Origin of the sequence: Rhodococcus sp. O3 (genome assembly GCF_048897285.1) — a bacterium.
Classification (GTDB): Bacteria; Actinomycetota; Actinomycetes; order Mycobacteriales; family Mycobacteriaceae; genus Rhodococcus.
On sequence record NZ_JBMBTE010000048.1, the window covers coordinates 14,871 to 40,152 of the forward strand.

Genomic DNA, 25,282 nt, shown 5'->3' on the forward strand with positions numbered 1-25,282 from the left:
GGAGCCGCCGTGCCGACCTTCAGTGTTCCGGGAGCCGAACTGGACGTCGAACTGAGCGACGAGGGTGGCCACCCGGTCGTGCAACTCCACGGCCTCACCTCCAGCCGCCACCGCGACCGCCTCATGGATCTCGATCTCGGGCGTGGACTGAGCGGGACCCGGCTCCTCAGGTACGACGCGCGCGGGCACGGCCGTTCGACCGGACGCGCGGTGCCGGAGGACTACCGCTGGGAGGTTCTCGCCGACGACCTGCTGCGACTGCTCGACCATTGGTTCCCCGGCGAGCAGGTCCACGGCGTCGGCCCGTCGATGGGCACCGGAACCCTGCTGCATGCGGCGGTCCGTGATCCGGGGCGGTTCAGTGGCCTCACTCTGATGGTGCCGGCAACCGCATGGGAAACGCGCGCCGCCAAGGCAGAGAGTTACCGGCAGAATGCCCGGGCCATCGAGGAGCAGGGACTCGACGCGTTCCTCCGATCCGATCTGTCCCAGCCGCGTCCGCCCGCAACCGTGGGAACCCCGGAGACAGTGCCGGACGTCGCCGAGCATCTGCTTCCGTCGCTGTTCCGGGGAGCCGCGCTGAGCGACCTGCCCGACCCGGACGAGGTCGCCAAGATCGACGTTCCCACAACGGTTCTCGCTTGGATCGACGATCCCGGGCACCCGGTGTCCACGGCCGAGGCGTTGCTGGATCTTCTCCCGGACTCGACTCTGGAGGTCGCCCGTACGCCGGACGATCTCGCCCGCTGGCCGAGTATCCTGTGCGCGGACGTGGCGCGGCACGGATAGCGGCGGGACGAGTCGTCACATGCGTGGCGACTGCCGAAACTCCGGGGCCGGGGTCGGGGCACCACTGCGGAGGTCGGCGTCGGGCACATCCGGCCCTTTCCCCACGTTCTGCAGCAGCGTCTTCGCGGGGTCCCAGAACTGGCCGTTACTCGGAATGAAGAGCTGAACCTCGTCCGTCAGGCCTTCTTCCTCCAGCCACGTCTTCCCCGCGGCCTCGGTGGCACCTGCCTCGTGGAACAGGTCGCGATACGCGGGAAGCGCGATCGCGGTCGACTCGCACACCTCGTCGAGGGTGCTCACCGCCGCGCGCAGACGCAGCCACTTGTGGCGCTTCCAGCGGTTGTCGTTGGGCGCGGCGAAGCGGGTTCGCAGTCTGGCCCCGGCGAGCGCTCCGCGCAACGCCATCGACGCGACCGTCTCACGCCTCATGAACAGATTGGTTCCGCCTTCCTCCGCACGCTGCCGCACCCACGCGACCCGTCCGCGGGTACTCGGCATGTTGGTCTGCATGACGTCGCGCCACGTCCGGGCAGTGGACACGATCGCCGCAACGAATCCGGCGGCGGTACCGCGAACTGCGCTGTACGGCGGCACGCTGGACTGCCAGTCCTCGGGGAACCACACGTCCTGATGTTCGAATCCCCGCGGATGGCGTCCCAGATTCAGACCGAACGTCGGCCATTCCGGCAGGGACTGGTCGAACAGGTGCACCGGGAAGTTCGAAGTGATACCGCCGTCCGACAGCCACAATTCCTCCGCGATTTCTTTCTCGGGGCCCATCGGGGACTTGAGCGCCTTTTCCGGCTCGAGCTCGAGCGGCCGGCCCATATCGTCGCGCACCGTGGTCGGCTTTCGCAGTCGGTAGACGCGGACGGCCTTGAAGAGGAACGGCAGCGCCATGCTGGCCCGAACCGCGAACACGACGGGGAGATCCCACGGCTCGGGAAGCGCCCAGAGTTGACGCTCTCCCCATTCCCCCTTCTCCTCGTCCCAGCACACATACGTGTTGGGCGCCCGCTCACCCACACCCGACTCGGGGGCGAGCATCTCGACAACCTCCGGTGGGAAGATCGGCTCCAGATCCTCGCGGTCGACATAGAACTGGCTGCCCAGCGAGTCCTTCATGCTCGCGTTGTCGACGAACGGAAACAGGAACGGCCGCTGCTGCGCCAGATCTGTGGTGACCAACTGCAGATTGACGCGGCGCGCGCGGGCACAGTGTGCCAGCTTGTCCGCCCGCCTGCTTTCGTCGTTGTTGTCGATTCCCCACAGGTCACCGAACGTCAACGGCTTTTCCTGCCCGGCGAGATCCCGGAGCCGAGCGTCGATCCACGCCACGAGGCGATCCCCCGAGAACAGGCCGTACCGATCTCGAGTCCGGAAGTGCGCGTTCATGTCCCACGCAATGACGCCCATGAACGCCGCGGACACGAGCACCCACAACCCGGTGAATGCCAGCACGAGCAATGCGGCCGAGACGACTCCACCGAAATCCATGGCCGAGCGGTCCGTAGCGATCCACACGAGTGCCGCACCGGTCGCGACGCAGGCCACCAGCCCGATCACTGTCGCTACGAGCACCCCCTTCGTCGCACGCCGCTCCCCGGCACTGGTGTGGCTCTTCAGCAGCTCCCGGTAGAGCGCGGTTGCCTTCGTGTCCGTGCCGGCGGTCCAGTTCTCGATCTCACGATCCAGATCCCTTTTCATGCCGCTCGCTCGCTGGAGACGGAGAACGCCGACAGCGCTCGCAACCAACAACAGAATCGTGAGGATCCCGGTCACGGACAGCCCCAATACCGAACCCCACGGGCCCCACACGTCACCGGCCGGTTCGCCGACGACCTGGCGCATCGCCACGACCAGGAGTGCAAAGGTCCCCGCACTGACCAGCGTGCCGACCGTGCACCATCGTCGTCCGAGCGCCAGCGCAGCCCGCCAAACCGCCTGGTAGCGGTTGCGTCGCCGCATAATCGGTTCGAGTATCCCGAACAACCGTCGCTCCCGACGATTCGCTGAGTTCGCTTCGCGATTCTCGGGACGGAAGAGTGTGCCGAGCCGAAATTTGTCATCCGACATCCCATCGGTATTGGCTGAGTCCCCATCGAGCTGCGTCAGCCAATCGACAACGCCTGCAAGACCCGCGAACCCACGCTGCACGGACTCCTCCGTGCGATCCTTCGTCGGCAGGCCCACCTGGTCGATCTCACGAATGCGCCCCAACTCGGCGGCAGCAGCCGCGGCCGCGGCGATCGCACCCGCCGACGTCCCGCCGATGTTGCGCAACCGGAATGCGCGGGCGATCTCACACACCGCGAGCGGGTAGACGATGCCTGACGTCGTGCCACCACGCATGGTGATGTCCGTGCTGCGCCGGCAATAGACCCCGTATTTCTCTGTCTTGTCCGCAAACTTCTCCGCCGCCTCTGCATGGCTGAGATTCAGATCAGAATCACCCAGGCCGTTTTCGAAATAGGTCTCCGGATTGAGATAGCCCGCCTCCGGTGGATCCGGAACGGGTGTCAGTGGCGACTCGGCCGGCGTGACCCCCTCCGGATTCGGCTCATCGCACTGCCAGACCTCGTGCGACCGAGTACCGGAGAGCAGATCATGGAGTCGCTTCAGCGCCGACGATGGACCGGGCACAGCCATGGTCGTCGCCTCCTCTCACGTCGATTCACAACTGATCGCTACACGAGCGAATGATTGCGGCACCGGTTTCGGCCTCGGGGACAGAGTTGCGCATCGGTCTGAAAGTGCTGTCGCAAAACGCATCTGAGATACGGACACGACGTTTCCGAACCCGCCACAATGAACGTCGGCGGCCCCTCGTCGACCGCGCTCATGTCACCCCTACTCGCGTGTCGACCCCAGATCGGAACAGCCCCAGAATTCCGATGTACCCTTGTGCACTTCGACGAATTCGAATCTCGGGAAGGGCTGAGTCCCACCTTTCGTGAGTAGTGCGACAACCGTTGCACACATAACCACGACCGACTGCACGACACCGGCCGATCCACATACCGACCGGTGCAACAATGTCCCCCGACTGCGCATTCGATTTTATGCCAGCGTCCTCGGGTTGGGCGGCGAGTTCATGCAGTAAGCCCATCCGGACGCCCACCGCCGACGATCACCGTCTGCGTGCACCTCGGTGCGACCCACCGCGCGGCAGGACCGACGGCCGATGAGATGATGGCGGGCGTGCCCATGCCCTCACCGCTACCTGTCAGGAACGGCGTCGGGCCGACGCGACTGCGTGTCCCGAGCTCCGGACCGTGGGCGACGATCGCCGAGTACGTCGTCGACAGGTTCGATCACCTGAACGCCGACGACCTGTACCGGCGGTTCGACGCCGAGGAGATCGTGGGCGCCGACGGCAGTCCGATCGACCGCGGCACGACACTGGGAGCGCACAGGTTCGTCTGGTACTACCGCGATCTGCCGACCGAGGAGCCGGTGCCGTTCGAGGAGGAGATCCTCCACGTCGACGACGACCTCGTCGTGATCGACAAGCCGCACTTCCTACCGACCACCCCGGGTGGGCGGTACCTGCGCGAGTCCGCGCTCGTCCGACTGCGGACCCGCCTCGACAATCCGGATCTGACGCCGATCCATCGGCTCGACCGAGCGACCGCGGGTCTGGTGATGTTCTCGACTCGTCCCGAGACGCGCGGCGCATACCAATCGCTGTTCGAGAAGCGTCAGGTCACCAAGGTCTACGAGGCGGTGTCCGCGCTGCCGGCCGAGTGGGATCCGAGCGCTCCGGCGCTCGCCGGGAATCGGGTTCCCGTCGTCTACCGCAACCACATCGAGTCGCGCCGCGGCGAACTTCGCGTCATCGTCGACGACTCGCGAGAGCCCAACTCCGAGACGGTGATCGAGGTGCTCGGCACCGGCGTGAGCGCGTCGGGACGTACCGTCCTGCACACGATCCTGCGGCCGCACACCGGACGGATGCACCAACTGCGGGTGCATCTCGCGGCGCTCGGCGTCGGGATCCTGGGCGACCGTTGGTATCCCGACCTACTACCCGAGGAACCCGACGATCATGCCCTCCCCCTCCAATTGCTGGCGCGGGAACTGGAATTCACCGATCCACTGTCCGGGATGCCGCGACGGTTCGTCACCCGTCGGACATTGGGCGAAGCACCCGTTCCGGGACGCTGAGCCATTCCGAGGAGTGCACTCGGTCAGCCCGCCGGCTCTGCACCGTCGGCCAGCCCGAACTTGGCAAGTTTCCGGTACAGCGACGACCGTGAAATACCCAGTGCACGAGCAGTTTCCGCTCGGTTTCCACCGGCATCCCGCAACGCTCTGGCCACCACGTCGCGCTCGGCCGCCTCGACGGCACTCAGTTTGCGGCCCGGCCCGTGATGGCACCATTCGGGAAGGTCCTCGCGTGTGATTCGGCCGGCCGGCCGCAGTGCAACGGCGCTGCGCAACGCAGCCTCCAGTTCGTGGATGTTGCGCGGCCACGGGTAGCTCACCAGGAGGCGCATCGCGTCGGGCGTGAGCTGGCGGCTCGACGAACCGGTGATCGTCCGAAGCACCTGTGCCGCCACCCTGGGGATGTCGTCGGTGCGGTGCCGCAGCGCGGGCACGTGCACGGTTCGCTCGAGCGCGTCGAGCAACGGAACAAGGAACTCCGGCGCCGGTTCATCCGAATCCTGCATGGTGGCAACGACGAACACGTGCTCGGGACCGGGCTTGGACAACGCCGCTGCCAGGGTCGCAACAACCGGTTCGGACATGGATCGAATGTTGCGCAGCACATACAGGGTGGGGGTTGCGGAATCGGCGGCAAGCCCCGAAAGGTCGGTACTGCCGTTGACGAGGATGCTGCGTCCGCCGGGCACCACCGAGTGGAAGATCTCGGACGCCAGCGAGGCCTTGCCGGTACCCGGCTCTCCGGTGACCAGCAACCGCTCCGCCGACCGCACCGCGTCCTCGATCTCGTTGCAGGCCCGGGTCCACAGGGGCGAACCGCCGCCGTCTCGCAGCTTCCCGGTTCCTGCGGCGGCCAGCCCCGCCCGATGCGGCGGCACCTGGGGCGGAGCGGCGGGCCGGACCGCGGCCGGGATCGCGGCCGCAACAGCGGTGGATTCGGACACCTCGATCAGGTATCCGGCAGTGTCCTCGCCCGCCCGGATCCGAACGGCCCGCACTCGGACGCTGACACCATCGGGCAGTTCGACGTGCTCGTCGATCCGGTCGCGATGGCCGATCATGTAGTCGACGTGCTCGCCGACGCGGCGCTGATCCTCCGGAGCCAGGATGGCGTGGGCGAGCGGGTTGGCCAGGGACATCGCGCTGCCCGTGGCCAGCAGCGCCGTCCCCCCGCGCGCGTCGGCGCGGACGAACGCGTCGAACAGCGCGTGCTGACGGGCGCTGCGATCGCGGAACAGGTTCAGTTCGATCTCGGACGCTGCGCTGCGCACGACGCTCGCGAGCAGTGGGGAGGAATGCTCGGAGAGACAGCTCAGGTCGACGACACCCGCGATCCGGCCACTGAACGGGTCGCGGATCGGAGCACCGGAACACGCGAACGGTTGGAACCGGTCGTGGAAGTGCTCGGCGCCCTCGATCTGGACGGCTTGTCCGGATTCGAGCACGGTCCCCACGCCGTTGGTGCCGATCTCGGCCTCGCGGTAGTCGAAGCCGGGGGCGAGCGAGACCCGGTCGAGGAGCCGACCGATGCTGCGGGCACCGTCGATCCTCATGAGCACCTGCGCCTTCGCATCGGTCAGGGCGATGCTGACGGGAACGTCGGCGATGTCCGTCGCGAGCCTGTCGAAGACGGACATCGCGCATTGCACCAGCCGGGATTCCCGATCCACGTCACCGACGAACCCGACGTCCCCGCCGGAAGGCTGCACCCCGGCCGCTTGCGACCTCTGCCACGAGGCGGACACGAGCGGCGACACCAGGGACTCGTCCGGCTCCCCGGAATCGAGGAATCCGGCACGGGCGACCGCCACCGTCAGCCGTCGGTCTGCGTTCTTCATCCTGTTCCTTCCACCACCTCGTGGTGACCTACCTCACTCGAGGGTATCCGGTCGGTTCCGCGCGCTGCCCGGGCCGGGCGTCAGTTCGCCCCGGATCGAACGCCGTCACGGTCCAGGTCTGCCAGCCGGGCCAGCACTGTTTCGGGCACCGCGTTCTCGGGGAGGCGAGTGAGCCGGAACGCCCCGACCTCCGCCGGCACGGCTACGTGGTCGCCGAGCCAGTACTCGTCGCCGAGTACATCCCCGTCGCGTCCGCCGAACGACACGCTCAGCTCGTCACGTAACCCGAGCTCCCACCGGTAGTGCACGGCGACGTTGCCGATCGGTGCATAGGCGTCGGGGGGCACTGCGGGCGCACCTCCGGCCGAACGCTCGTCGAGCAGCACCGCCGCGACGGACACGTCCGCGAACCCGCGAAACCAGTCGGCCACGTACATCGCCGCGTTCTCCACCCGGTCGGCGTCGAGATCGTCCGGCGTTCCGGGGTGTGTCTGCGCCAGCCACGCACGCGGGGACGGGACCTGCAGGACCAGCGGCAGCCGTGTCGTGCCGGCCACGGTGGCAACCAGCGTCACCGCGGCCCGGCCGGCCTCCGCGTCTCCGAGCAGGGTGCGCAGCGCGTATCCGGGACGCGACCGTGCGGTCATCGCATCCTGCAGGCGGGGGTCCCCGGCGAGGATCCGATAGTAGGCACCGAGGTCGAGCAGCGTGGCGTCCGGGCGCAGCAGCCCGTGCGCCTGGTTGAACAGGTTCGACAGCGCGGTCGGATCGCCCCAGGGAATCGGATTGCCGCGCAACAGGACCCGCTGACTGTAGTCGAGATGGTCGACGATCAAGGGGGTGCGGCGCCCCGAGGCCGGTGCAGCGAGGAACTCGGGCTTCGAAGTGGTCATCGTGGTCTCCGGGGGGTGAAGGGGTGCCCGCACGCACGTCGTGCGGGCACCCGGTGGACGGGGCGGACGGTGGTCAGGACTTGCGGTGGACCACCTCACCGTGCTTGGCCTCGAGTTCCTTCACCCGCGCGGTCAGCTCGGCGATCTTCAATTCGCGTCGGTCGGGCATCATGATGATCGGCATCTTGTCGATCGTCGTGGTCACCCGCTGTGCACCGTGGACGGTGAAATGGGTGGCGGTCAGTTCCTCGGTATCACCCCAGGACCCGTAGTACAGCAGGTCCTTCGGAGGTTCGGGGGTGACGAACTGCTCGACGAACTGCGCGTAGGGAACGCCGCGGGCGATCCGGGCTCGACGCATCGACGCACGCAGTTCGCCGGTGGCTTCGACGTCGACGACGAACGTCTCCGGCTCGTACACGACGCCGTAGATGTCGTGCGCGACCTTCGGCGAGATGCGGTCGATCTCGAGATCCGCAACCACATCCTCCGGGGCCCGTTCGAGCGGGTCTCCGTAACCGCCGCCGGTGCCCTGCGACATCATGTACAGCTCCCCGTCCTTGGCGACGTCGAACTGCAGACCCATGTGGCTGGTGATGTACTCGGCACCTTCGAACGGCTGCTCGTTCATCACCTTCTCGATGGACAGGTCGAAACGTTCCGGGTTGCGCCGCAGTTCGTCGTAGACGTTGACGCCCTTGACCATCGCGAGCGGATAGGTGTTGCACCCGTAGCCACCGAACTGCCCGGTGACGGACGAGAACTTCGCACCCGAGGTGACGGTCATGAAGCCCCACAGCGGGGTGCCTTCCGCCGCCACGATCATCTCGTAGCCCATGCCGCCGCGGTACTTGCCGAAACCCTGATTGTCGCGGACGATCCGCTTGCTCACCAGCTGCATGAAGGGCACCTCCTCCTCCATGACCTCCTGTTCGGCGGTGTCGGCCATCGCGCAGAACAGGGGCGACACGGCATCCTCGCCGTCCCGGAACGCCTTCGCGCCCCCGCCCATGCCGTTGAGGTCGGCGCACAGATTCCCGACCTGATCACCGTGCTGGGTGACCCCGCCCCAGAGGAAGGTGTTGATCTGGTTGAACCACGGGGCGATGACATTGGAGAACTTCTCGGGGTTGGAGAACTGCAGCTTCGCCCACGGGTTCTGCAACGCCGAGAACCCGCGGAACGAGGCCTGCAGGGACTGGCCCATCGGGGCGTCGTAGCCGGCGTCGGACCAGGTGTGCTCATCGGAGATGATGTCGATCGGACTCATCGCCGATGTGCAGCGCGGCAGATCCGGCCACCAGAACGCGAGGATGGCCTGCATCATCATCGACTTGACCGAGCACAGCGGCGAATTGATGGCCCGGTTGAGGATCTCCGGTCCACTACCGCGCAGATCGATCGTCATCTTGTCGCCCTTGACGGTGATCGCACAGGCGAGCTTGATGAGGATGTTCTCTTTGAGCGTCGAGTCCATGAACTGGTTGAACCGGACGGTTCCATCGGGCAGCTCGCGGATCCGGCGGCGCACCTCGGCTTCGACATCCTCGACGGTGATGCGCAGTGCGGCGACGAAGGTTTCCACTCCGACCTCGTCGATGATCGCATCGACGCGTTCCTGGATACGTTGCACTGCACCGATCTTCACCTTCAGATCGGCAAGCTGCAGTTTCGGGTCGCGCACGGAGTGCTGCAGGAAGGTGAGCAGGTCGCGGCGCAACTCACCCCGCTCGACGATCTTGAACGGGCTCATCCGCAGGCCGTCGTCGAAGGGCGTTTCGGAGCCGGAGGGCATGCCTCCGGGCTCGCACGCGCCGTTCTCACCCTCGTGGATGGTGGCCGCGACCCACGCGATGATCCGGTCGTCACGGATGATCGGCATGATCATCGACTGGTCGGTGTTGTGGACGTTGCCGAAGCGGGCGTCGTTGTGGATGAAGCCGTCACCCGGATGGATGCCGACCGTCGGCTCGTCCTTCCAGTACTTCATGATGTAGCGGATCGGATGGTGCAGGATCGCGGAGAACGCGATCACGCCGTGACAGGACAGGTAGGTCACATCGCCGGCGGCGGTGTAGATGGCGGTGGTGAGGTCGCCCCATTTGGCGCCCGGAGCCGCACCCATCGCCTCGCACATCTCGAAGCCCTCGTCGAGGGCGCCGGCCAGGCGCTTACGGATGCGATCCACCTGGAGCGGGTCGACGCCCTTGGCGATGCATTCCTCCTCCAGCTCGCTGCGCGAGGTGATGTGGTGCGAACGCATGATCTCCGGATCGGGGCCGAGGAACAGCGTGGTCTCGTCCATGAATTCGTCGACCCATTGCTGTTCCTGCTCGTCGAGCGACGCGAGGCGTTCGGCGGCGGCTTGGGCGAGGTCGTCGTGCACTGCGGTCATGACATTGTCTCCTGATGTTTCTGCTCTAGTCCTTGAGGAACCAGACGGCGCCCTGCGGGGAGGGTTCGAGGCGCCAGCCCGGCTCGACGAGGTAGGTCGTGTTCTCGGTGGTGACGATTGCCGGGCCGGGGATCACATGCCGGGCATCGAGGGCCTCGGCGTCGTAGACCGCGGTGCTGATCGCCCGCGGGTGCCCGACGAAGTGCGCTTCCCGATGTTCGATCGGGACAGGCAGTGTTCGTTCCCCGTCATGGTGCAGCGAATCGAATTCCACCGTGTCGCCGTTGACGTACGAGGCGACACGGATGGTCTGGACACGGATCCCCGCTTCGGGTGCGGCCGACCCCTGCCCGTACCGTTGCGAGTAGATGTCGGAGAAGGTGCGGATCAGGTGCAGGACATCCCCGACACCGTGAATTCGGTTGATGTCGAAGGACACCGCGGTCGTCACCAGCTGATTGCCGTACCGCAGGTCCATTTCGAGGCGATGCTCGATCACCTCGTCGGCGATGCCCTGCCGACGCAGATCCTCCGCGCCCCGCGCTTCCAGGGCGGCGACGATGCCGTTGAACTCCTCGTAGCGGTCGTAGAGTCCGCGCGTGGTGGCGTTGTAGAGCACCACGTGCACGCCCCGTTCGTGGATGTGCAACTGCTTCATGTTCCCGGCGCCGCACGCGGAGAACACCGACGAGAACGGCGGCGCGAGGATTCGGCGGATACCCGCGTGATCGGCGATGCCGCACGCGTGCAGCGGGCCGTTGCCGCCGTAGGCGAGCATCGTGAAGTCCTCGGGCAGGTAGCCGCGCACCCGCAGTTCCTTCGCGATGCCGATCGCCATCTGCTCATCGACGGAACTCTTGATGACCTTGGCCACATCGATGACGTCGAGATCCAGTTCGTCGCAGAGATTTTCCTCGATGGCGAACACCGCGCGCCTGGGGTTGAGCTTGATGAAGCCGTTCGCGTAGTTGTCGGGGTCGAGGTAGCCGAGCAGCAGATCGGCATCGGTCACCGTCGGGCGCAGTCCACCGCGGTCGTAGCACGCCGGGCCCGGGTCCGATCCCGCGGACTCGGGTCCGAGCCGCACGGACTGGTGGATACGGTCGTAGCTGGCGATGGAGCCGCCTCCGGCGCCGAGGGTCTCGAGGTGAATCATCGGCACCGAGACCAGCCACCGGTCGATGGTGGGCTGGAAGTCGTAGTGCTTGACCCCGCCTGCGGGCACCAGACCGATGTCGAAGGAGGTGCCGCCCATGTCGGTGGTGATGATGTTGCCGATTCCCGAGGACTCCGAAAGATGCTCGGCAGCACTGACTCCCGCGACCGGCCCCGAGTGGATGGTCTGCAGCGCGTCGGTCGAGTTCATCTGCGCCATGCCGCCGGAGTTGTGAATGATGAGCATCGGCTTGTCGTAGCCGGAATCGCGCAGGTTGTTCGCCAGCTGACTCATCGCGTGGAACATGATGTCGTGCAGGAAACCGTCGACGATGGTGGAGGTTGTCCGCACGTACTCGCCCTTACGGCCGGACACCTGGTGACCGAGCAGCACCGGGATCGCGCCCAGCTGATGCTCGGGGTACTCCTCCTGGATGATCTCCATGATCCGCAGCTCGTGCGCCGGATTCTCGGTCGAGTTGACCAGCGACACCACCAGCGCCTGGACGCCGGCGTCGACGAGTTCGCGCACCATCTCGCGCACGTTCTGTTCGACGAGCGGGACGACGATCCTGCCGGCGGAGTTGACGCGCTCCTTCACCGAACGGATCAGGCTGCGGTGCACCAGCGGTTCGGGACGCTCGGCAGCAGGAAGATTCTGCTGCATCGACGGGTCCAGACCCTCACCGTAGCCACGGCCGCGCGAGAGCGGGATGGTGTCCTCGAAGCCGTGGGTGACGATGGCACCGACGCGGGGCCCCTTGCGCTCGATGAGCGCATTGGTACCCAGAGTGGTGGCGTACCGTACCGAATCGACCTGGGACAGCACGTCGTCACGGTTGAGGTTGGCCCTCCGGCAGGCAAGGTCGAGCGCCTCGTTGAAACCCTGCGCAAGGTTGTGGTGGGTGGTGAGGGCTTTGGCCTCGACGTACTTGTCGTCCCAGGCGAAGAAGCAGTCGGTGAAGGTGCCGCCGATGTCGACGGAGATGCGTTTCATGGTATCGGATTCCTTGCGATCGAGGATGTTCAGTGCTGGTGGCGGCGGCCTTCGAACTCACCTTCGGCGTCCTGCCCCGGGCCGTAGGTGATGACCTGTTCCGGATCGGTGCCACGTTCGAGCCACTGGGCACGCAGGGCGTCGATGTCCCACTCCATGTCGACGGTCGGCGGATGGCCCGGCGGGATGTACTCGGTCTCGATCTGGGTTCCGCACCCCGGGCAGTAGTACTCGAGGATCCGGCAGTAGCTGGGGTCCGGGGAGAATGTGAACTCGTAACGGTCCGGGTCGATGATCGGCTGATGGATCTCGCGCGGGTCGCGGTCGTAGACGAGGGTCCCCTCCTTGTAATTGCCACGGGCGTCGCCGAATTCGTGCTGGCACACCCGGCACAGCCACAGTTCGGTGTCGAGATCGATGACCAGGTATTCGGTCATGGGAATTCGCATGTCGTGCATCCTTCGAAGCGGTCGAAGCAGGCGTCGCGCCTGCTGATCAGTGGGTATCGGTGAGCAGCAGGTCGCCGCCGGCGGTGACGTGGAAACTCCAGCCGTCCTGGACCCGGGCGGTGAAGAAGGGACCTTCGACGATGGCAGGTCCCGCGGCCGTCGCACCCGGTTGCTGTTCGGTGAGCGTGTACACCGGGACCTCGGCGCGCCCCGCGGCACCGAGCACGGTGCGCACGCCCGCCGGCTGCGGGTCGCGGGGTTCGGCGAACGAACTGTCGGGCAGGGCGATCCGATTCATTCGGCGCGTGACGACGAGGGTCAGCGCGCTGGAGGCGCCGGCCACGAGTTCCACCGGCTCGCCGGGCCGGTAGGCGACTTCGTCGACGGTGGCACCGTGCTCGTCCTCCGAGGCAACCGTCCACGACAGACCGCACTCCTCGAGGGAATGGCCCTCCTGGAACATGTCGCGTTCGGCCTTGGCGAGCAGGTCGGCAGTGGCCTCGGCGAGGGTCGCGTCGCTCGTGTCCGCCAGATCGGTCTCGTAGCTCTGCCCGATGTCGGAGAATCCGATCCCGAACGCCGAGAAGACGGCTGCGAGCTTGGGGATCAGGACGGTACGGACACCGGCGACCCGGGCAGCACCACACGCACTCATCGGACCGGCACCGCCGAATGCGGCGATGGTGGTTTCGTCGGCATCCTCGACCGCCGGGGCGATGGCGGTCCCCATGGCGGTGAAGTAGGCCTGCTCCATCGCAATCAGCGCCTCGTCGAGGGTGAGGCCGAGCGGTTCGGCGACGGTCTCGAGGACGACCGCGCGGGCCCGGTCCGCATCGAGCGTGAAGCCGCCGTCGAGGTAGGTGGACGGATCGAGCACTCCGAGCAGCAGATTGACGTCGGTGATGGTGGCAGCGGTGCCGCCGAAGCCGAAGCACGCCGGCCCCGGTGCTGCGCCGACGCTTTCCGGACCGACCGTGATGACACCGTCGGTGACAGCGATGACCGAACTGCCGCCGATGCCGGCGGACTCGACGTTGGACATCGGGAAGGAGATGGGGATCCCGGCGATGGAACCTCTTCGGTCGGTGAGGATCTCGCCACCGGTGACCGTGCCGATGTCGGTGGTGGTGCCGCCGACATCGATCATGAGGACGTGTTTGAGGCCGTAGACTTCGGCCAGCGCCCGGGTGCCCTCCAAGCCGCCGCGCGGTCCCGACGAGTAGGTCTTGAGTGCAACCGATTTCGCCACGCGTGACGAGGCCCCGTCGTTGCGGTAGATCAGCAGCGGGTTGCGGACGCGATGGTCGCGCAGGCGATGCTCGGCGTTGTACAGGAACCGTTCCATCGTCGGATGCAGGAAGGTGTTGATCACAGCCGACCAGATGCGCCGGGACGCGGTGCGGTCGGTACTGAAGTCCCACGAATACAGGAACGGCACCGACCCGAGCAGGTGGCGGGGGAACTTCCGCAGCAGAACACTACGGATCTCGCGTTCGCGGCCGTCGTTGGTGTCGCCGACCGCGACCACGATGCGGGCCGCGCCGTCGGTGATGAGCCGGTTGACCTTGACAACCAGTTCGCTGTCGAGATCGTCGGCGGCGGTGTCGATCACCGCGACGCGGCTGCCGACGAGGTCGTCGAACAGCGCGCGCTGCTCAGGACTGCGCCTCAGCTCGTCCACCGTGCCGGCCGAGTCGGTGACGATACCGACACGCGGGCCCTTCCGCTCCACGAGCGCGTTGGTGCCCTGCGTTGTCGAGTAGCGGATGTGAGCGGTCGAGTGCAGCAGCTCGGGCAGATTCTCCGTGCCGTAGATCTCCCGTGACACCTTGGTGAGACCGTCGAACAAGCACTGCGACAGGTCGAACGGTGTGGTGAGAGTCTTGGTGAAGCTGAAGTCGTGGCCGTCCCACGCGCAGATGTCGGTGAGGGTACCGCCATTGTCGATGTTGATCAGTCTGTCCATGGTGTCCTCGGTCCAATGCGTGTTGCGATTCGGATGAGGAAATCCTGGGACTGCCGAGCTCGTGTGAAGTGTGTCACTTGCGGACACCTTGCGTGACATACGCCTCAACCTGGTGTTTCTTTGCGACCGTCCCGCGCGAGCGATGCGCCCGGGTGTCGGCGTGGTGGAGGTGCGGACCCGGCGCGATCCGTGCCCGGTGCCGAAACCTCAGGTCAGAGCCGTCGCAGGGTTCCGTCGGGGCAGAAGTGTCCGGATGAGGGACACTTTCCGGTTCGATGGAGAGTGCAGGCGAGCACGGGAACGACAGAACTCCTGGAGCTGGGGACGACCCGTTTCGGACCCGGCCCCGTAGGGGACTGCCCAACTCACAGTGAGGGCAGTCCCGTCAGACTCCCGGTCCCTGCCGCTGATGGGTGAAACCGGAGACAGACCACAGCGACACGACAACCGGGCCGCGGTAGTTCGCACGTGTAACATTTTCGCTCGTGCTCGTCACCCCTCAGGCTCACGGACAGGAAAGTGTCGTCGACTATTCGGCGCTACCCGGGCCGGGCGGGCAACGATCCAAGATGCCTGCGCTCGACGCACGGCAGTGGACGCTGAAGGTCGCGCTCTCGCAGCGTCCGTGGAGCTTCGTCGCCTCGGTCGGCATGGCGGTCGCTTTCATCTGCAACGGCCTGACGCCCGTCGTCGTGGGCAGGGCCGTGGATGAAGCCATCGCCACCTCGTCTGCCGGCCGACTGGGATTCTGGATCCTGGTTCTGGGTTGTCTTTTCGTGCTCGCCATCGTCGCGAACTGGATCGCGCGCTTCATGCTGATCCGCAGTCAGCAGCTGGTCAGCCATGATCTGCGCACCATGGTCACCGACCGCATCCAGGATCCACGTGGGTTCGCCGGCCGCGAGCGCACCGCAGGCGGCTTGCTTTCGATCGCATCGTCCGACACCAGCCGGGTCGGCGAGATCGTGATGATGACGGTCATGCCTGTGGCCGAGGCGGCGGCCATCGCCTACGGCGCCATCATGATGTTCACCATCAGTCCCTGGCTGAGCCTGGCCACCCTCATCGGCGGTCCGCTCCTGGCGATCGTGGCCCTCCGGGTTGCCCGCCCTCTGCAGAGTCGTTCGGTCGCACGTCAGCATGCGATCGCTCAGGCCGCGGCGACCGCCGCGGATGTGGTGCAGGGACTGCGCATCCTGAAGGGCCTGGGCGCGATCGTCACCGTCCGGGGTCGCTATGACGAGGTCTCGGACATCGCCTATCACAAGACCATTCACGCCAATGCCGCCGAGGCGCGCCTCAACGGGGCCACAGAGGCCGCCGGCGCGATCTTCGTCTCCGCCCTCGGCATCACCGCCGGCGCGTTCGCACTCAACGGGCACATGACCATCGGCGACCTCATCACCGTCGTCGGCCTGACGCAGTTCCTCATCACTCCGATGACCATGTTCGGCAGGAACCTGGCCTCGCGATGGGCGTCGGCCGAGGCATCCGGACGGCGTATCCGCGAGGTTCTCGGGGCAGACTTCGAACACACCACCGAAATCGACGAAGCCAGGACCGCCAAGTTCCTGGAGGCCCTGCCGACCGGTCTCACCGTCGTGCGCGGCACCGACCACGAGCTGATCTCCCAGCTTCAGTCGCTGCCCCGGACCAGGGTGATCATCGTCCCGCACGCGGCCGACCTGTTCGACGGCAGCGTCGCCGACAACGTCCACCCCGACCGGGCCACCGCCGAGGAAGCACTCCGCGTCGCCTGCTGCGACGACATCCCTGAGGGCCCCGACAAGCGCGTCGGCGAGAACGGACGCATGCTGTCCGGCGGTCAGCGCCAACGCGTGGCCCTGGCACGCGCCATCGCCTTCGACCCCGAGGTACTCGTGCTGCAGGATCCGACCACCGCGGTGGACTCGGTGACGGAACAGAACCTCGCCGAGCAGGTGTCCCGACACCGGGCGGGCCGGATCACGCTCGTGTTCAGCGAGGCCCCGGCATGGAACGCCGTGGCGGCCAACCACTCGAGCGTGGTGGACCTGGCTGCGACGGTGGAGGAGCTGTTCGCGGTGGCCGCCCGATGAATCCGTCGACGAACGCGAGCCCACCCGTCAAGACCGACACCGCCCTTCGGTTCCCCCTGGCCACGCTGACGCAGGTGCGGCGCGAGGTCGCGTGTCAGCTGGGCCGGGTCCGCCATGCGAAGCTGTTGTTCCTGCTCGCTCTGGTACTGCTCATCCTCGGCGCGTACGCCGGTGTGCTGGTGCCACAGCTGATGGGCCGGATCGTGGACCTGGTGACGGACCACACCCAGGGATCGCTGTGGCTGATCGGCGCAGGTCTGATTTCCGCCGCGATCGCCGGCGCGGTCGTGAACGCCTGTGGCTTCTATCTGGTGTCACGGCTGTCCGAGCGCGTGATCGCGAACCTGCGCCAGGACATGGTCGGCACCGCTCTGGGACTGCCCACCCACCGAGTCGAGGATGCCGGCGCAGGCGATCTGGTCAGCCGTTCCACCGATGACGTCGCCGAGCTGTCCGCCGCCGTCACGGAGACCGTGCCGACGCTGTCCACCTCACTGTTCACTGTCATTGCCACCGTCACGGCCCTGTTCTCGCTGGACTGGCAGTTCCTGATCATCCCGGTGATCGTCGCGCCGGTGTACTACATTGCCGCGCGCCGCTACCTCGCCAAGGCCCCCGAGCGCTATGCCGCCGAGCGCGCCGCCATGGCCGAGCGTGCCCGCCGCGTCCTGGAGTCCATCCGCGGTCGCGCGACGGTGCGTGCGTTCTCGATGGAAAACCGCGTCCACACCGAAATCGAGAACGCCTCGTGGGATGTGGTCCGCAAGGGCATCAGGGCTCGCAGCACCATGCTCGTCCTCAACGTCTGGATGCTCGGTGCCGAGTTCCTCATGCTGACGATCGCGCTGTCGGTGGGTTACCGGCTGGTGTCCACCGGCGCCCTCACCGTGGGCGCCGTGACCGGGGCGGTGCTCATGATCATCCGATTGCGTGGTCCCTTGAACACGTTCATGCGCGTGCTCGACGTCGTGCAGTCCGGGTACGCATCGCTGGCACGAATCGTGGGCGTGGTCTCCGATCCGCCCGTACCGGTGCCCGACAGCGGCGCAGATGCTCCCCGAGGGCACGTCGAGCTACGCAACGTCAGCTTCAGCTACGGCGGCCCCTGGGCTGTACGCAACATCAACCTGACCATCACCCCGGGCGAGACCGTCGCCATCGTGGGCGCGTCAGGGGCCGGAAAGACAACGGTGGCAGCGCTGCTGGCGGGACTGCACATACCCGACGAGGGCGAGGTGCTCGTCGACGGACACCCCGTGTCGTCACTGTCCGACCGTGAGCGCGTCGCGCGTCTCGCCATGGTCAGCCAAGAGGTGCATGTCTTCTCCGGAACCCTGCGCCAGGACATGACCCTCGCCAAGCCCGATGCCACCGATGGAGAGCTCCATTCGGTACTCGATCTGGTGCATGCCCGCTCATGGTTCGACCAGCTTCCTCAGGGGCTGGACACGGTGGTCGGCGCGCGTGGCATCCAGCTGGAGCCGGTGGCCGCTCAGCAGCTGGCGCTGGCTCGCGTTCTACTTCTCGACCCGGCCATCGTCATCATGGACGAGGCGACTGCCGAAGCCGGCTCGGCTGGGGCGGGGGCGTTGGAGGATGCCGCTGATGTGGTGACCCGTAATCGTTCGGCCCTGGTGGTGGCGCACCGCCTGGACCAGGCCTCGCGTGCCGACAACATTCTCGTCATGGACGCGGGTCAGGTCGTGGAGCAGGGCACCCACGACCAGTTGCTCGCCGCCGGCGGGATCTACCACCGTCTGTGGGCCGCTTGGACTGCCGGTCGGCGAGAGATCAGCAGCGCCGGCCACGGCGGCGCGGTCGCGGGCGAAGTCGGCGGCCACGCTCCGGACGGGGATTCCGATCCCGACCTCGTCACTTCGGGCGTGACCGCGTAGCCGCGTGCTCCATCCGGTGACCGGCCCGGCAACTCGCACCTCCCGCGCCGAGACCGGCCTTACGCGGCCGCAGGCGCCTAGCCTTGTCCGCATGGCCGACCCGAACGCAGAACACCTGCACCTCGAGGCCCTCGACGAGTGGCACGCGTGGCTGCGGGACAACCACGACCGGTCCCCCGGCGTCTGGCTCGTGTTCTGGCGCAAGGAGTCCGGCAACACTCCCCTCGACTACGACCCGGTCGTGCGCGAGGCGCTGTGCTGGGGATGGGTCGACGGGCACACCCGGATCATCGACGAACACCGCCGAGGCATGTGGTTCACCCGACGCGGCCGCAACAGCGCGTGGGCCGCGTCCAACAAGGCTCGCGTGACCGAACTGATCGCCGAGGGACGAATGCAGCCGGCCGGCCAAGCCGTCATCGACGACGCCAAGCAACGCGGCCTGTGGACGCTGCTCGACGACGCCGAGGCGCTCGTCGAATCTCCGGAACTCACCGCAGCCCTCGACGCCGACCCCCGGGCACGCACCCACTGGGACGCGTGGCCGCCGAGCGTCCGCAAGTTCGCGCTCACCCAGATCGCATTCGCGAAGCAGCCGGCCACGAAGACCAAGCGGATCGCCGCCATCGTCGAGAAGGCCGCCCGCAACGAGCGACCGTGACAACATGGCTGCGCCGCAGAACTTCGCCGCGGGTAACGAGGTTTGCGCCTACGGAACCAGGAGGGTCTTGCCCCGGTCTACTGCTCCGAAGCGGGTGTGCCACCGCAGGCGCAGGCGCCGCCGCTACGCGGTTGATAGTCGTGCACGTGACCGGTGCGGTCCTGGCTGATCCGACAACATTCCTGCAGCCGCTGGCGGAGGTTGGCACGGCCTCGCTGGACGCGAGATTTCATGCCGGAGACGGAGATTCCGGCCTCGCCGGCGGCGTCGGCATGCGTGCGGGCGCCGAGATCGACCATCTTCACCGCCTCGGCCTGCTCGGCGGGCAGACCCGAGAGCATCGGCACCAGGCAGGCAGCGAGTTCCTTCTGGACCGCCTCATCTGCCTCCGAACGGTCGGCGGCCGGGTTGTCCGGGACGGCGTCGACGGGCAGTTCCCGGCGATGGGCCGCGGATCGGTAGTAATCGGTGATCGCGTTGCGGGTGATCGCATACATCCACCCCAGGAGCCGGTCCTGATCACGCAGACCGTCGAGACTGCCGGCCATCCGCAGGAACACGATCGACAGGATGTCGTCGGCGTCCTCGGGGGACGAGACCCGGCGGGCGATGAAGGCTCGCAGGTCACTGGAGAAGCCTCGCCACAGTCGCTCGAGATCGCCCGGCGCCGGTTGCAGTGTCGTCGCGGTGGGGTCCGTCGTCTCACTCATGATCTCCTGGTTCCTCTCCGTCTCCAGCATCCTCGCCGCGCGGCGGGTCTGTCTTCGCGTCCGGAGGGCAGCGATGTCGATTTCGGGTTTCCCGATTCGACGTACCGGTAGAAGCGCAGTGAGGAGGTGAGAGCGATGTTGACCACGCATCTGTTGTCCGGTCTGACCAGTGAAGAGGTGGACCTGGTCCTGGCGGAGGAACTGCATCTGCTCGACACCGCCGAATGAGCGCGGTCGCCGAGTGTGCCCGGCCGAATTCCGACCGATTCTGGGGGCGCCGCCATCCCGCGGCGCCCCACATCACCCAGGTCATCCGCAGCAGACACTGCCGGCCGACGCGTCCTGCGCGGCGTTGCACGCGACCTCACACGCCGAGGATGTCAGCCCCTCGGGGTTGGCGGGGCTGTCGTCGGTCACCGCGTAGAACTCCCACCATCCGTTGGGCACGTCCGGAGCTTCGACGAACACCTTGTCCTGCACCGCATGGCAGCACAGATCCTGTTCGGCCACCGTCGCGGTCAGGCCCGCGTCCCGGAACCGCGTCAACGCTGCGGAGACGTCCTCGGATGTCGGCGACTCGACACCGAGATGGTTCAGGCGCTCCTGCGCACCGGGATTTTCGATCAACACCAGCTTCAGCGGCGGATCCTCGATCTCGAAGTTGGCGTATCCGTCGCGCTGCTTGTGCGGGGTCACCCCGAACAGAGTCGAGTAGAACGCGGTCGCCGCCGTCACGTCCTCGACGTTGAGCGCGAGTTGAACTCGGGAGGTAGGCATCGTCGTCACCTTTCGGGAATTCGGACACCGGCGCGAGCGTCCCCATCGGACTCTCGTCACCGTGTGTCGCCCTTACCGACGATGCTCGTCCCGCGAGGACGCATCTGGGCCGACGGAATCAGTGACATAGCCGCAGACGAGGAAGGCAGCAGCGCGATGCATGCACCGCGCTGCTGCCTTCCTCGTCTGCGTTTGCGCCCGGGGGTCTACACGTTGAAGCGGAACTCCACGACGTCGCCGTCCTGCATGATGTAGTCCTTGCCCTCCATGCGCACCTTGCCGGCGGCCTTGGCGGCGGCCATCGAACCGGCCTCGGCGAGGTCGTCGAAGGAGACGATCTCGGCCTTGATGAAGCCGCGCTCGAAGTCGGTGTGGATGACGCCGGCGGCCTGCGGGGCGGTGTCGCCCTTGTGGATTGTCCAGGCGCGGGCTTCCTTCGGGCCGGCCGTCAGGTAGGTCTGCAGGCCGAGGGTGTGGAAGCCGGTGCGGGCCAGGGCGTGCAGGCCGGGTTCGGTCTGGCCGATCGAGTCCAGCATCTCCTGCCGGTCCTCCTCGTCCAGCTCGAGCAGTTCCTGCTCGACCTTCGCATCGAGGAACACGGCGTCGGCGGGTGCGACGGATGCGCGCAGCTCGGCGACCTTCGCCTCGTCGGTGAGCACCGCCTCGTCGGCGTTGAACACGTACAGGAACGGCTTGGTGGTCAGCAGGTGCAGTTCACGCAGCAGACCGAAGTCGAGCTTGTCCTTGACGCTGAACAGCGTCTTGCCCTCCTCGAGGAACGCCTGAGCCTTGACGGCCTCCTCGTGCTGGGGCTTGAGGTCCTTGTTCTTCTTCGCTTCCTTCTCGAGCCGCGGCAGCGCCTTCTCGAGGGTCTGCATGTCGGCGAGGACGAGCTCGGTCTCGATGATCTCGATGTCCGAGGCCGGGTCGACGCGGCCGTCGACGTGCACGACGTCGTCGTCGGAGAACACGCGCACCACCTGGCAGATGGCGTCGGCCTCGCGGATGTTGGCGAGGAACTTGTTGCCCAGGCCGGCACCCTCGGATGCGCCCTTGACGATGCCGGCGATGTCGACGAAGGACACCGTGGCAGGCAGGATGCGCTCGGACCCGAAGATCTCGGCGAGCTTCTTCAGCCGCGGATCGGGCAGCTCGACCAGGCCGACATTCGGCTCGATGGTGGCGAACGGGTAGTTCGCGGCCAGCACATCGTTCTGGGTCAGCGCGTTGAACAGCGTCGACTTGCCGACGTTGGGAAGTCCGACGATTCCGAGAGTAAGGCTCACGGAATCAGCATTCTACGTGTTCACGCGCCGGCCTCGTCAGCCGCACGACGTGCGACGGCGACGAGCCAGTCCGCGGCGTCGTGCCAGGGGCGCAGATCCCAGGTCGCGAAGCGCTGCTCGAGCACCATCCCGACAGCGGCGAGGTCCGCGGCGAACTGCTCCGGACGGTAGACGCTGCCGGTGGTGAATCCGGCGACGAACACCCCGCCGGGCCGCAGGTGCGCGGCGATCGCGGCGAGCACCGTGCGTTCGCTGCCCGGTTCCAGGAACACCATCACGTTGCCGGCGGCGACGACCGCGTCGAAGGGCTCACCCGGCAGGTCCAGGGTCGCCAGGTCCGTGAGGTGCACGGTCAGCTCGGGATGGCGGCGGCGCGCCTCGTCGATCAGCACGGGATCGAGGTCGACGGCGGTCACCCGGTGACCGCGCCGGGCCAGTTCGGCCCCCACCCTGCCGGTGCCGCACCCGGCGTCGAGCACGCGGCTGCCGCGCGCGAGGAGGACGTCCACGAATCGAGCCTCACCGTGCAGGTCGACACCGGATTCCTCGAGGCCGGCGAACCGCTCGATGTAGGCGCGGGAATCGTCGGCGCTGCGCTCGGTCTGCCATCGGGTGCCCATGGCACCCGAACGTACCGAGCCGGCAGTGCCTACGGGCAGGCGACCTGCACGAGCTGTGCGATGCGCGCCGTCTGGTCGTCGGTCGGTTCCACCGAGCCGTTGGTGGCGAGTTCCTTGACGGTCGCGTCGATGTCCTGCTGCGGAGCGCCGTCCTCGATCATCGGACACGTGTCGGTGACGATCTTCTCGATCGACTGATCGTCCCGATCGGCCGCCAGATCCGGGTAGGCGGTGCGGAACGTACCGACGAATGCGCTGAGCTTCGCCTGGTCGATCGCTTCCCCGGCCTTCTCGGCGGCGCTCGACGCGGCGCTCTGCACCGACGACACCGCACCCTCGGCCTGCTCGCGGACGCTCGTCACGATCGCACCCACGGACGACTGCACATCGTCGTTCGTCTTGGTGTCGTCGTCGGAGCTGCAGGCGGCCAGTGTGCACGCGACCGCCACGGCGGCGACGGCAGCCGGGACGGACTTCCGGATCCGAGATCCCACGCTTCGTGTGCTCATGCACTCGAGGGTCCCACGCGTCCCGTCGCCGAACGCGAGAAATCGTCGAATTCCGCCAGGTACACGACTCGCGGCCCGGAAGTGCCGCCGCCGGTCGTGCGGGTCCGGCGCGAGGCTCTGCACATCCGCGAACCGGACACATACTCCGTTAGATTGTCGGAACGAGGCCGTCGGAAGGATCCCCGTTGAGCGAAGCGAAGTCCCCGCCCGAATTACCCGCACGTCCCCTCGATCGGGGCACGGTCATCGGCGCCGGCGGGATCTGGCTGGCCAAGGTGTCGGCATGCGTCGTCCTGATCGCCGCGGGCGCTGTCGTCCTCGGCTGGATCATCGAGAAGATGTGGGTGGTCGTGCTCCCGGTCGCCCTCGCGATCGTGGTGTCGACGGTCCTGTGGCCGCCGACCCGTGCACTGATGAAACGCCGTGTGCCACCCGCGGCGGCCGCGTCGGTCACCCTACTGCTGTTCTTCGCGGTCGTCGGCGGCATCATCGCCGGCATCGTGCCGTCGGTGGTGTCGCAGGCCCCGGAGCTGGGGAACAAGGCCACCGAGGGTATTCACAAGGTGGAGGACTGGATTCAGGGACCGCCGTTCAACCTCCGCGACGAGCAGCTCGAGAACGCGGTCCAGGTCGTGGTGGAGAAGGTCCAGGGCAGCGCCGCGACCATCGCCAGCGGCGTGTTCTCGGGCGTCAGCACGGCCGGCTCGCTGCTGGTCACCCTCGCCCTGGTGCTGGTCCTGACGTTCTTCTTCATCAAGGACGGCCCGCGGTTCATCCCGTGGTTGCATGCCGTCGGCGGTGGTCGCGCGGGGCGTCACCTCGAAGAAGTCCTCGTCCGCATGTGGGACACGCTCGGTGGATTCATCCGCACGCAGGCGCTGGTGAGTTTCATCGATGCCTTCTTCATCGGTCTCGGCCTGGTCATCCTCGGTGTTCCGCTCGCACCCGTGCTGGCGATCCTCACCTTCATCGGCGGGTTCATCCCGATCGTCGGTGCGTTCGTCGCCGGTGCCCTCGCGGTCCTCGTCGCCCTCGTGGCGAACGGGCTGACCACCGCGATCATCGTGCTGGTCATCATCATCGCGGTGCAGCAGCTCGAAGGAAACGTGCTCCAACCGGTGCTGCAGTCACGGAGCATGCACCTGCACGCGGTCATCGTGCTGCTCGCGGTGACGGCCGGGTCGTCGCTGTTCGGCATCGTCGGGGCGTTCCTCGCCGTACCGGTCGCGGCGGTCGCCGCGGTGGTGATCCGCTACATCGGCGAACAGATCGACGAACGCGTCGAAGCAGCCAACAAGGAAACCCTGGCGCTGCCCGCTCCCGGGGAGGGCTCGGCACCCGAACCGAGCTGACCGACGTGGCCGGGTTCAGCTCGCGATCTCGACCGTCGAGCCGGCCCGGCCCCGGACGACGTGCAGCCGGCTCGGGATTCGCTGCCGCATCTCGTCGACGTGGCTGACCACCCCGACGACGCGGCCACCGGCACGCAGTTCGTCGAGCACACCCATCACCGAGTCGAGGGCGTCGGCGTCGAGCGTGCCGAACCCCTCGTCGATGAACATCGTGTCGAGCACGAGCCCCCCGGATTCGGCGGCGACGACGTCGGCCAACCCGAGCGCCAACGCGAGCGACGCCTGGAACGACTCACCACCCGACAGGGTCTTCGTGGACCGGACCATCCCGGTGTACTCGTCGTGGATGTCGAGACCCAGACCGCCTCGTTTGCCGTGGCTGCCCGCGGCATCCGAATGCACGAATTCGTAGCGTCCACCGGACATTCGACGCAGCCGCTCGGATGCCGCCTCGGCGACCTCCTCGAGTCGCGCCGCAAGCACATACGACCGCAGCGACATCTTCCGGGAGTTCTGCCCGCCACCGGCGATCACATCCGCGAGTCCGGCCAGTTCGTTCTGCTCGGCCCGCAGCGGCGCGAGCTTCGCCTCCTCCTGCTCGAGCCGCGTCGTGTACTTGTCGATGTCCGCGAGCCGCCGCTCGGCCTCCGAGAAAGCGGTGAGCGCCGCGTGCAGTTCGGCGGCGGCGCGGTTCGCGGCGTCCTGCCGCGCCGCGACGTCGACCGTCTCGTCCCCGGTGAGCGCC

Annotated in this window: 19 protein-coding genes; 6 read left to right on the plus strand and 13 right to left on the minus strand. The window is 67.1% G+C overall.

Translation table 11 applies throughout. The annotated features are described in order from the left end of the window. The first annotated feature begins 9 nt into the window (after positions 1–9). Complete coding sequence (locus ACN675_RS15235; protein ID WP_420751633.1) at positions 10–789, plus strand: alpha/beta fold hydrolase; 780 nt, start codon at positions 10–12, stop codon at positions 787–789. 15 nt (positions 790–804) lie between these two features. On the opposite strand, the gene ACN675_RS15240 is transcribed toward ACN675_RS15235, so the two are convergent. Next, positions 805–2,757: a hypothetical protein gene (locus ACN675_RS15240; RefSeq protein ID WP_420751634.1), complete on the minus strand. Its 1,953-nt coding sequence runs from the start codon at positions 2,755–2,757 to the stop codon at positions 805–807. Positions 2,758–3,981: 1,224 nt separating this feature from the next. Here ACN675_RS15240 and ACN675_RS15245 point away from each other — a divergent pair. Next, a complete protein-coding gene (locus ACN675_RS15245; protein WP_420751650.1) occupies positions 3,982–4,956 on the plus strand; it encodes a pseudouridine synthase in 975 nt (324 codons plus the stop codon). Between the two features lie 23 nt (positions 4,957–4,979). Here the strand turns inward: ACN675_RS15245 and ACN675_RS15250 are convergent, their stop codons facing one another. The 6 genes from ACN675_RS15250 to ACN675_RS15275 form a co-directional block, all read right to left on the minus strand. Then, positions 4,980–6,794 (minus strand): sigma-54-dependent Fis family transcriptional regulator, encoded by a 1,815-nt coding sequence (locus tag ACN675_RS15250; RefSeq protein WP_420751635.1) that lies wholly within the window; start codon positions 6,792–6,794, stop codon positions 4,980–4,982. Positions 6,795–6,874: 80 nt separating this feature from the next. Further along, positions 6,875–7,687 carry a hypothetical protein gene (locus ACN675_RS15255; RefSeq protein WP_420751636.1) on the minus strand — a complete coding sequence of 271 codons (813 nt, stop codon included), beginning with the start codon at positions 7,685–7,687 and terminating at the stop codon, positions 6,875–6,877. A 73-nt stretch (positions 7,688–7,760) separates the two neighbouring features. Then, on the minus strand, positions 7,761–10,082 hold the full coding sequence (locus ACN675_RS15260) for a hydantoinase B/oxoprolinase family protein (protein ID WP_420751637.1): 2,322 nt from the start codon (positions 10,080–10,082) through the stop codon (positions 7,761–7,763). A 25-nt stretch (positions 10,083–10,107) separates the two neighbouring features. Further along, positions 10,108–12,234, minus strand: a complete 2,127-nt coding sequence (locus tag ACN675_RS15265; protein WP_420751638.1) for a hydantoinase/oxoprolinase family protein — start codon at positions 12,232–12,234, stop codon at positions 10,108–10,110. Between the two features lie 29 nt (positions 12,235–12,263). Beyond that, entirely contained in the window at positions 12,264–12,683 is a 420-nt protein-coding gene (locus ACN675_RS15270; protein WP_420751639.1) for an acetone carboxylase subunit gamma, read from the minus strand. Between the two features lie 46 nt (positions 12,684–12,729). Then, a complete protein-coding gene (locus ACN675_RS15275; RefSeq protein WP_420751640.1) occupies positions 12,730–14,649 on the minus strand; it encodes a hydantoinase/oxoprolinase family protein in 1,920 nt (639 codons plus the stop codon). A gap of 569 nt (positions 14,650–15,218) precedes the next feature. On the opposite strand from ACN675_RS15275, the gene ACN675_RS15280 reads away from it, so the two are divergent. The 3 genes from ACN675_RS15280 to ACN675_RS15290 all read left to right on the plus strand — a co-directional run bounded on the left by ACN675_RS15280 (position 15,219) and on the right by ACN675_RS15290 (position 19,283). Next, on the plus strand, positions 15,219–16,727 hold the full coding sequence (locus tag ACN675_RS15280) for an ABC transporter transmembrane domain-containing protein (RefSeq protein ID WP_420751651.1): 1,509 nt from the start codon (positions 15,219–15,221) through the stop codon (positions 16,725–16,727). Continuing rightward, positions 16,724–18,622, plus strand: coding sequence for an ABC transporter ATP-binding protein (locus ACN675_RS15285; RefSeq protein ID WP_420751641.1), 1,899 nt, complete (start codon positions 16,724–16,726; stop codon positions 18,620–18,622). The genes ACN675_RS15280 and ACN675_RS15285 overlap by 4 nt, the downstream gene beginning before the upstream one ends. 91 nt (positions 18,623–18,713) lie before the next feature. Beyond that, the gene (locus tag ACN675_RS15290; RefSeq protein WP_420751642.1) at positions 18,714–19,283 is read left to right on the plus strand and encodes a YdeI/OmpD-associated family protein; all 570 of its coding nucleotides are present in this window, start codon (positions 18,714–18,716) and stop codon (positions 19,281–19,283) included. 77 nt (positions 19,284–19,360) lie between these two features. Here the strand turns inward: ACN675_RS15290 and ACN675_RS15295 are convergent, their stop codons facing one another. The 5 genes from ACN675_RS15295 to ACN675_RS15315 all read right to left on the minus strand — a co-directional run bounded on the left by ACN675_RS15295 (position 19,361) and on the right by ACN675_RS15315 (position 23,185). Further along, positions 19,361–19,993, minus strand: coding sequence for a sigma-70 family RNA polymerase sigma factor (locus ACN675_RS15295; RefSeq protein ID WP_420751643.1), 633 nt, complete (start codon positions 19,991–19,993; stop codon positions 19,361–19,363). A gap of 309 nt (positions 19,994–20,302) precedes the next feature. Next, positions 20,303–20,770, minus strand: coding sequence for an ArsI/CadI family heavy metal resistance metalloenzyme (locus tag ACN675_RS15300; protein WP_420751644.1), 468 nt, complete (start codon positions 20,768–20,770; stop codon positions 20,303–20,305). Positions 20,771–20,976: 206 nt separating this feature from the next. Beyond that, positions 20,977–22,056 carry a redox-regulated ATPase YchF gene (gene ychF / locus ACN675_RS15305; RefSeq protein ID WP_420751645.1) on the minus strand — a complete coding sequence of 360 codons (1,080 nt, stop codon included), beginning with the start codon at positions 22,054–22,056 and terminating at the stop codon, positions 20,977–20,979. Between the two features lie 20 nt (positions 22,057–22,076). Next, entirely contained in the window at positions 22,077–22,676 is a 600-nt protein-coding gene (locus tag ACN675_RS15310; RefSeq protein WP_420751646.1) for a class I SAM-dependent methyltransferase, read from the minus strand. A 29-nt stretch (positions 22,677–22,705) separates the two neighbouring features. Then, positions 22,706–23,185 carry a hypothetical protein gene (locus ACN675_RS15315; RefSeq protein ID WP_420751647.1) on the minus strand — a complete coding sequence of 160 codons (480 nt, stop codon included), beginning with the start codon at positions 23,183–23,185 and terminating at the stop codon, positions 22,706–22,708. Positions 23,186–23,370: 185 nt separating this feature from the next. On the opposite strand from ACN675_RS15315, the gene ACN675_RS15320 reads away from it, so the two are divergent. Next, complete coding sequence (locus ACN675_RS15320) at positions 23,371–24,537, plus strand: AI-2E family transporter (RefSeq protein ID WP_420751648.1); 1,167 nt, start codon at positions 23,371–23,373, stop codon at positions 24,535–24,537. A 15-nt stretch (positions 24,538–24,552) separates the two neighbouring features. Here ACN675_RS15320 and ACN675_RS15325 read toward each other — a convergent pair. Then, positions 24,553–25,282: SbcC/MukB-like Walker B domain-containing protein (locus ACN675_RS15325; RefSeq protein ID WP_420751649.1), on the minus strand; the 730-nt coding region annotated here is incomplete at its 5' end.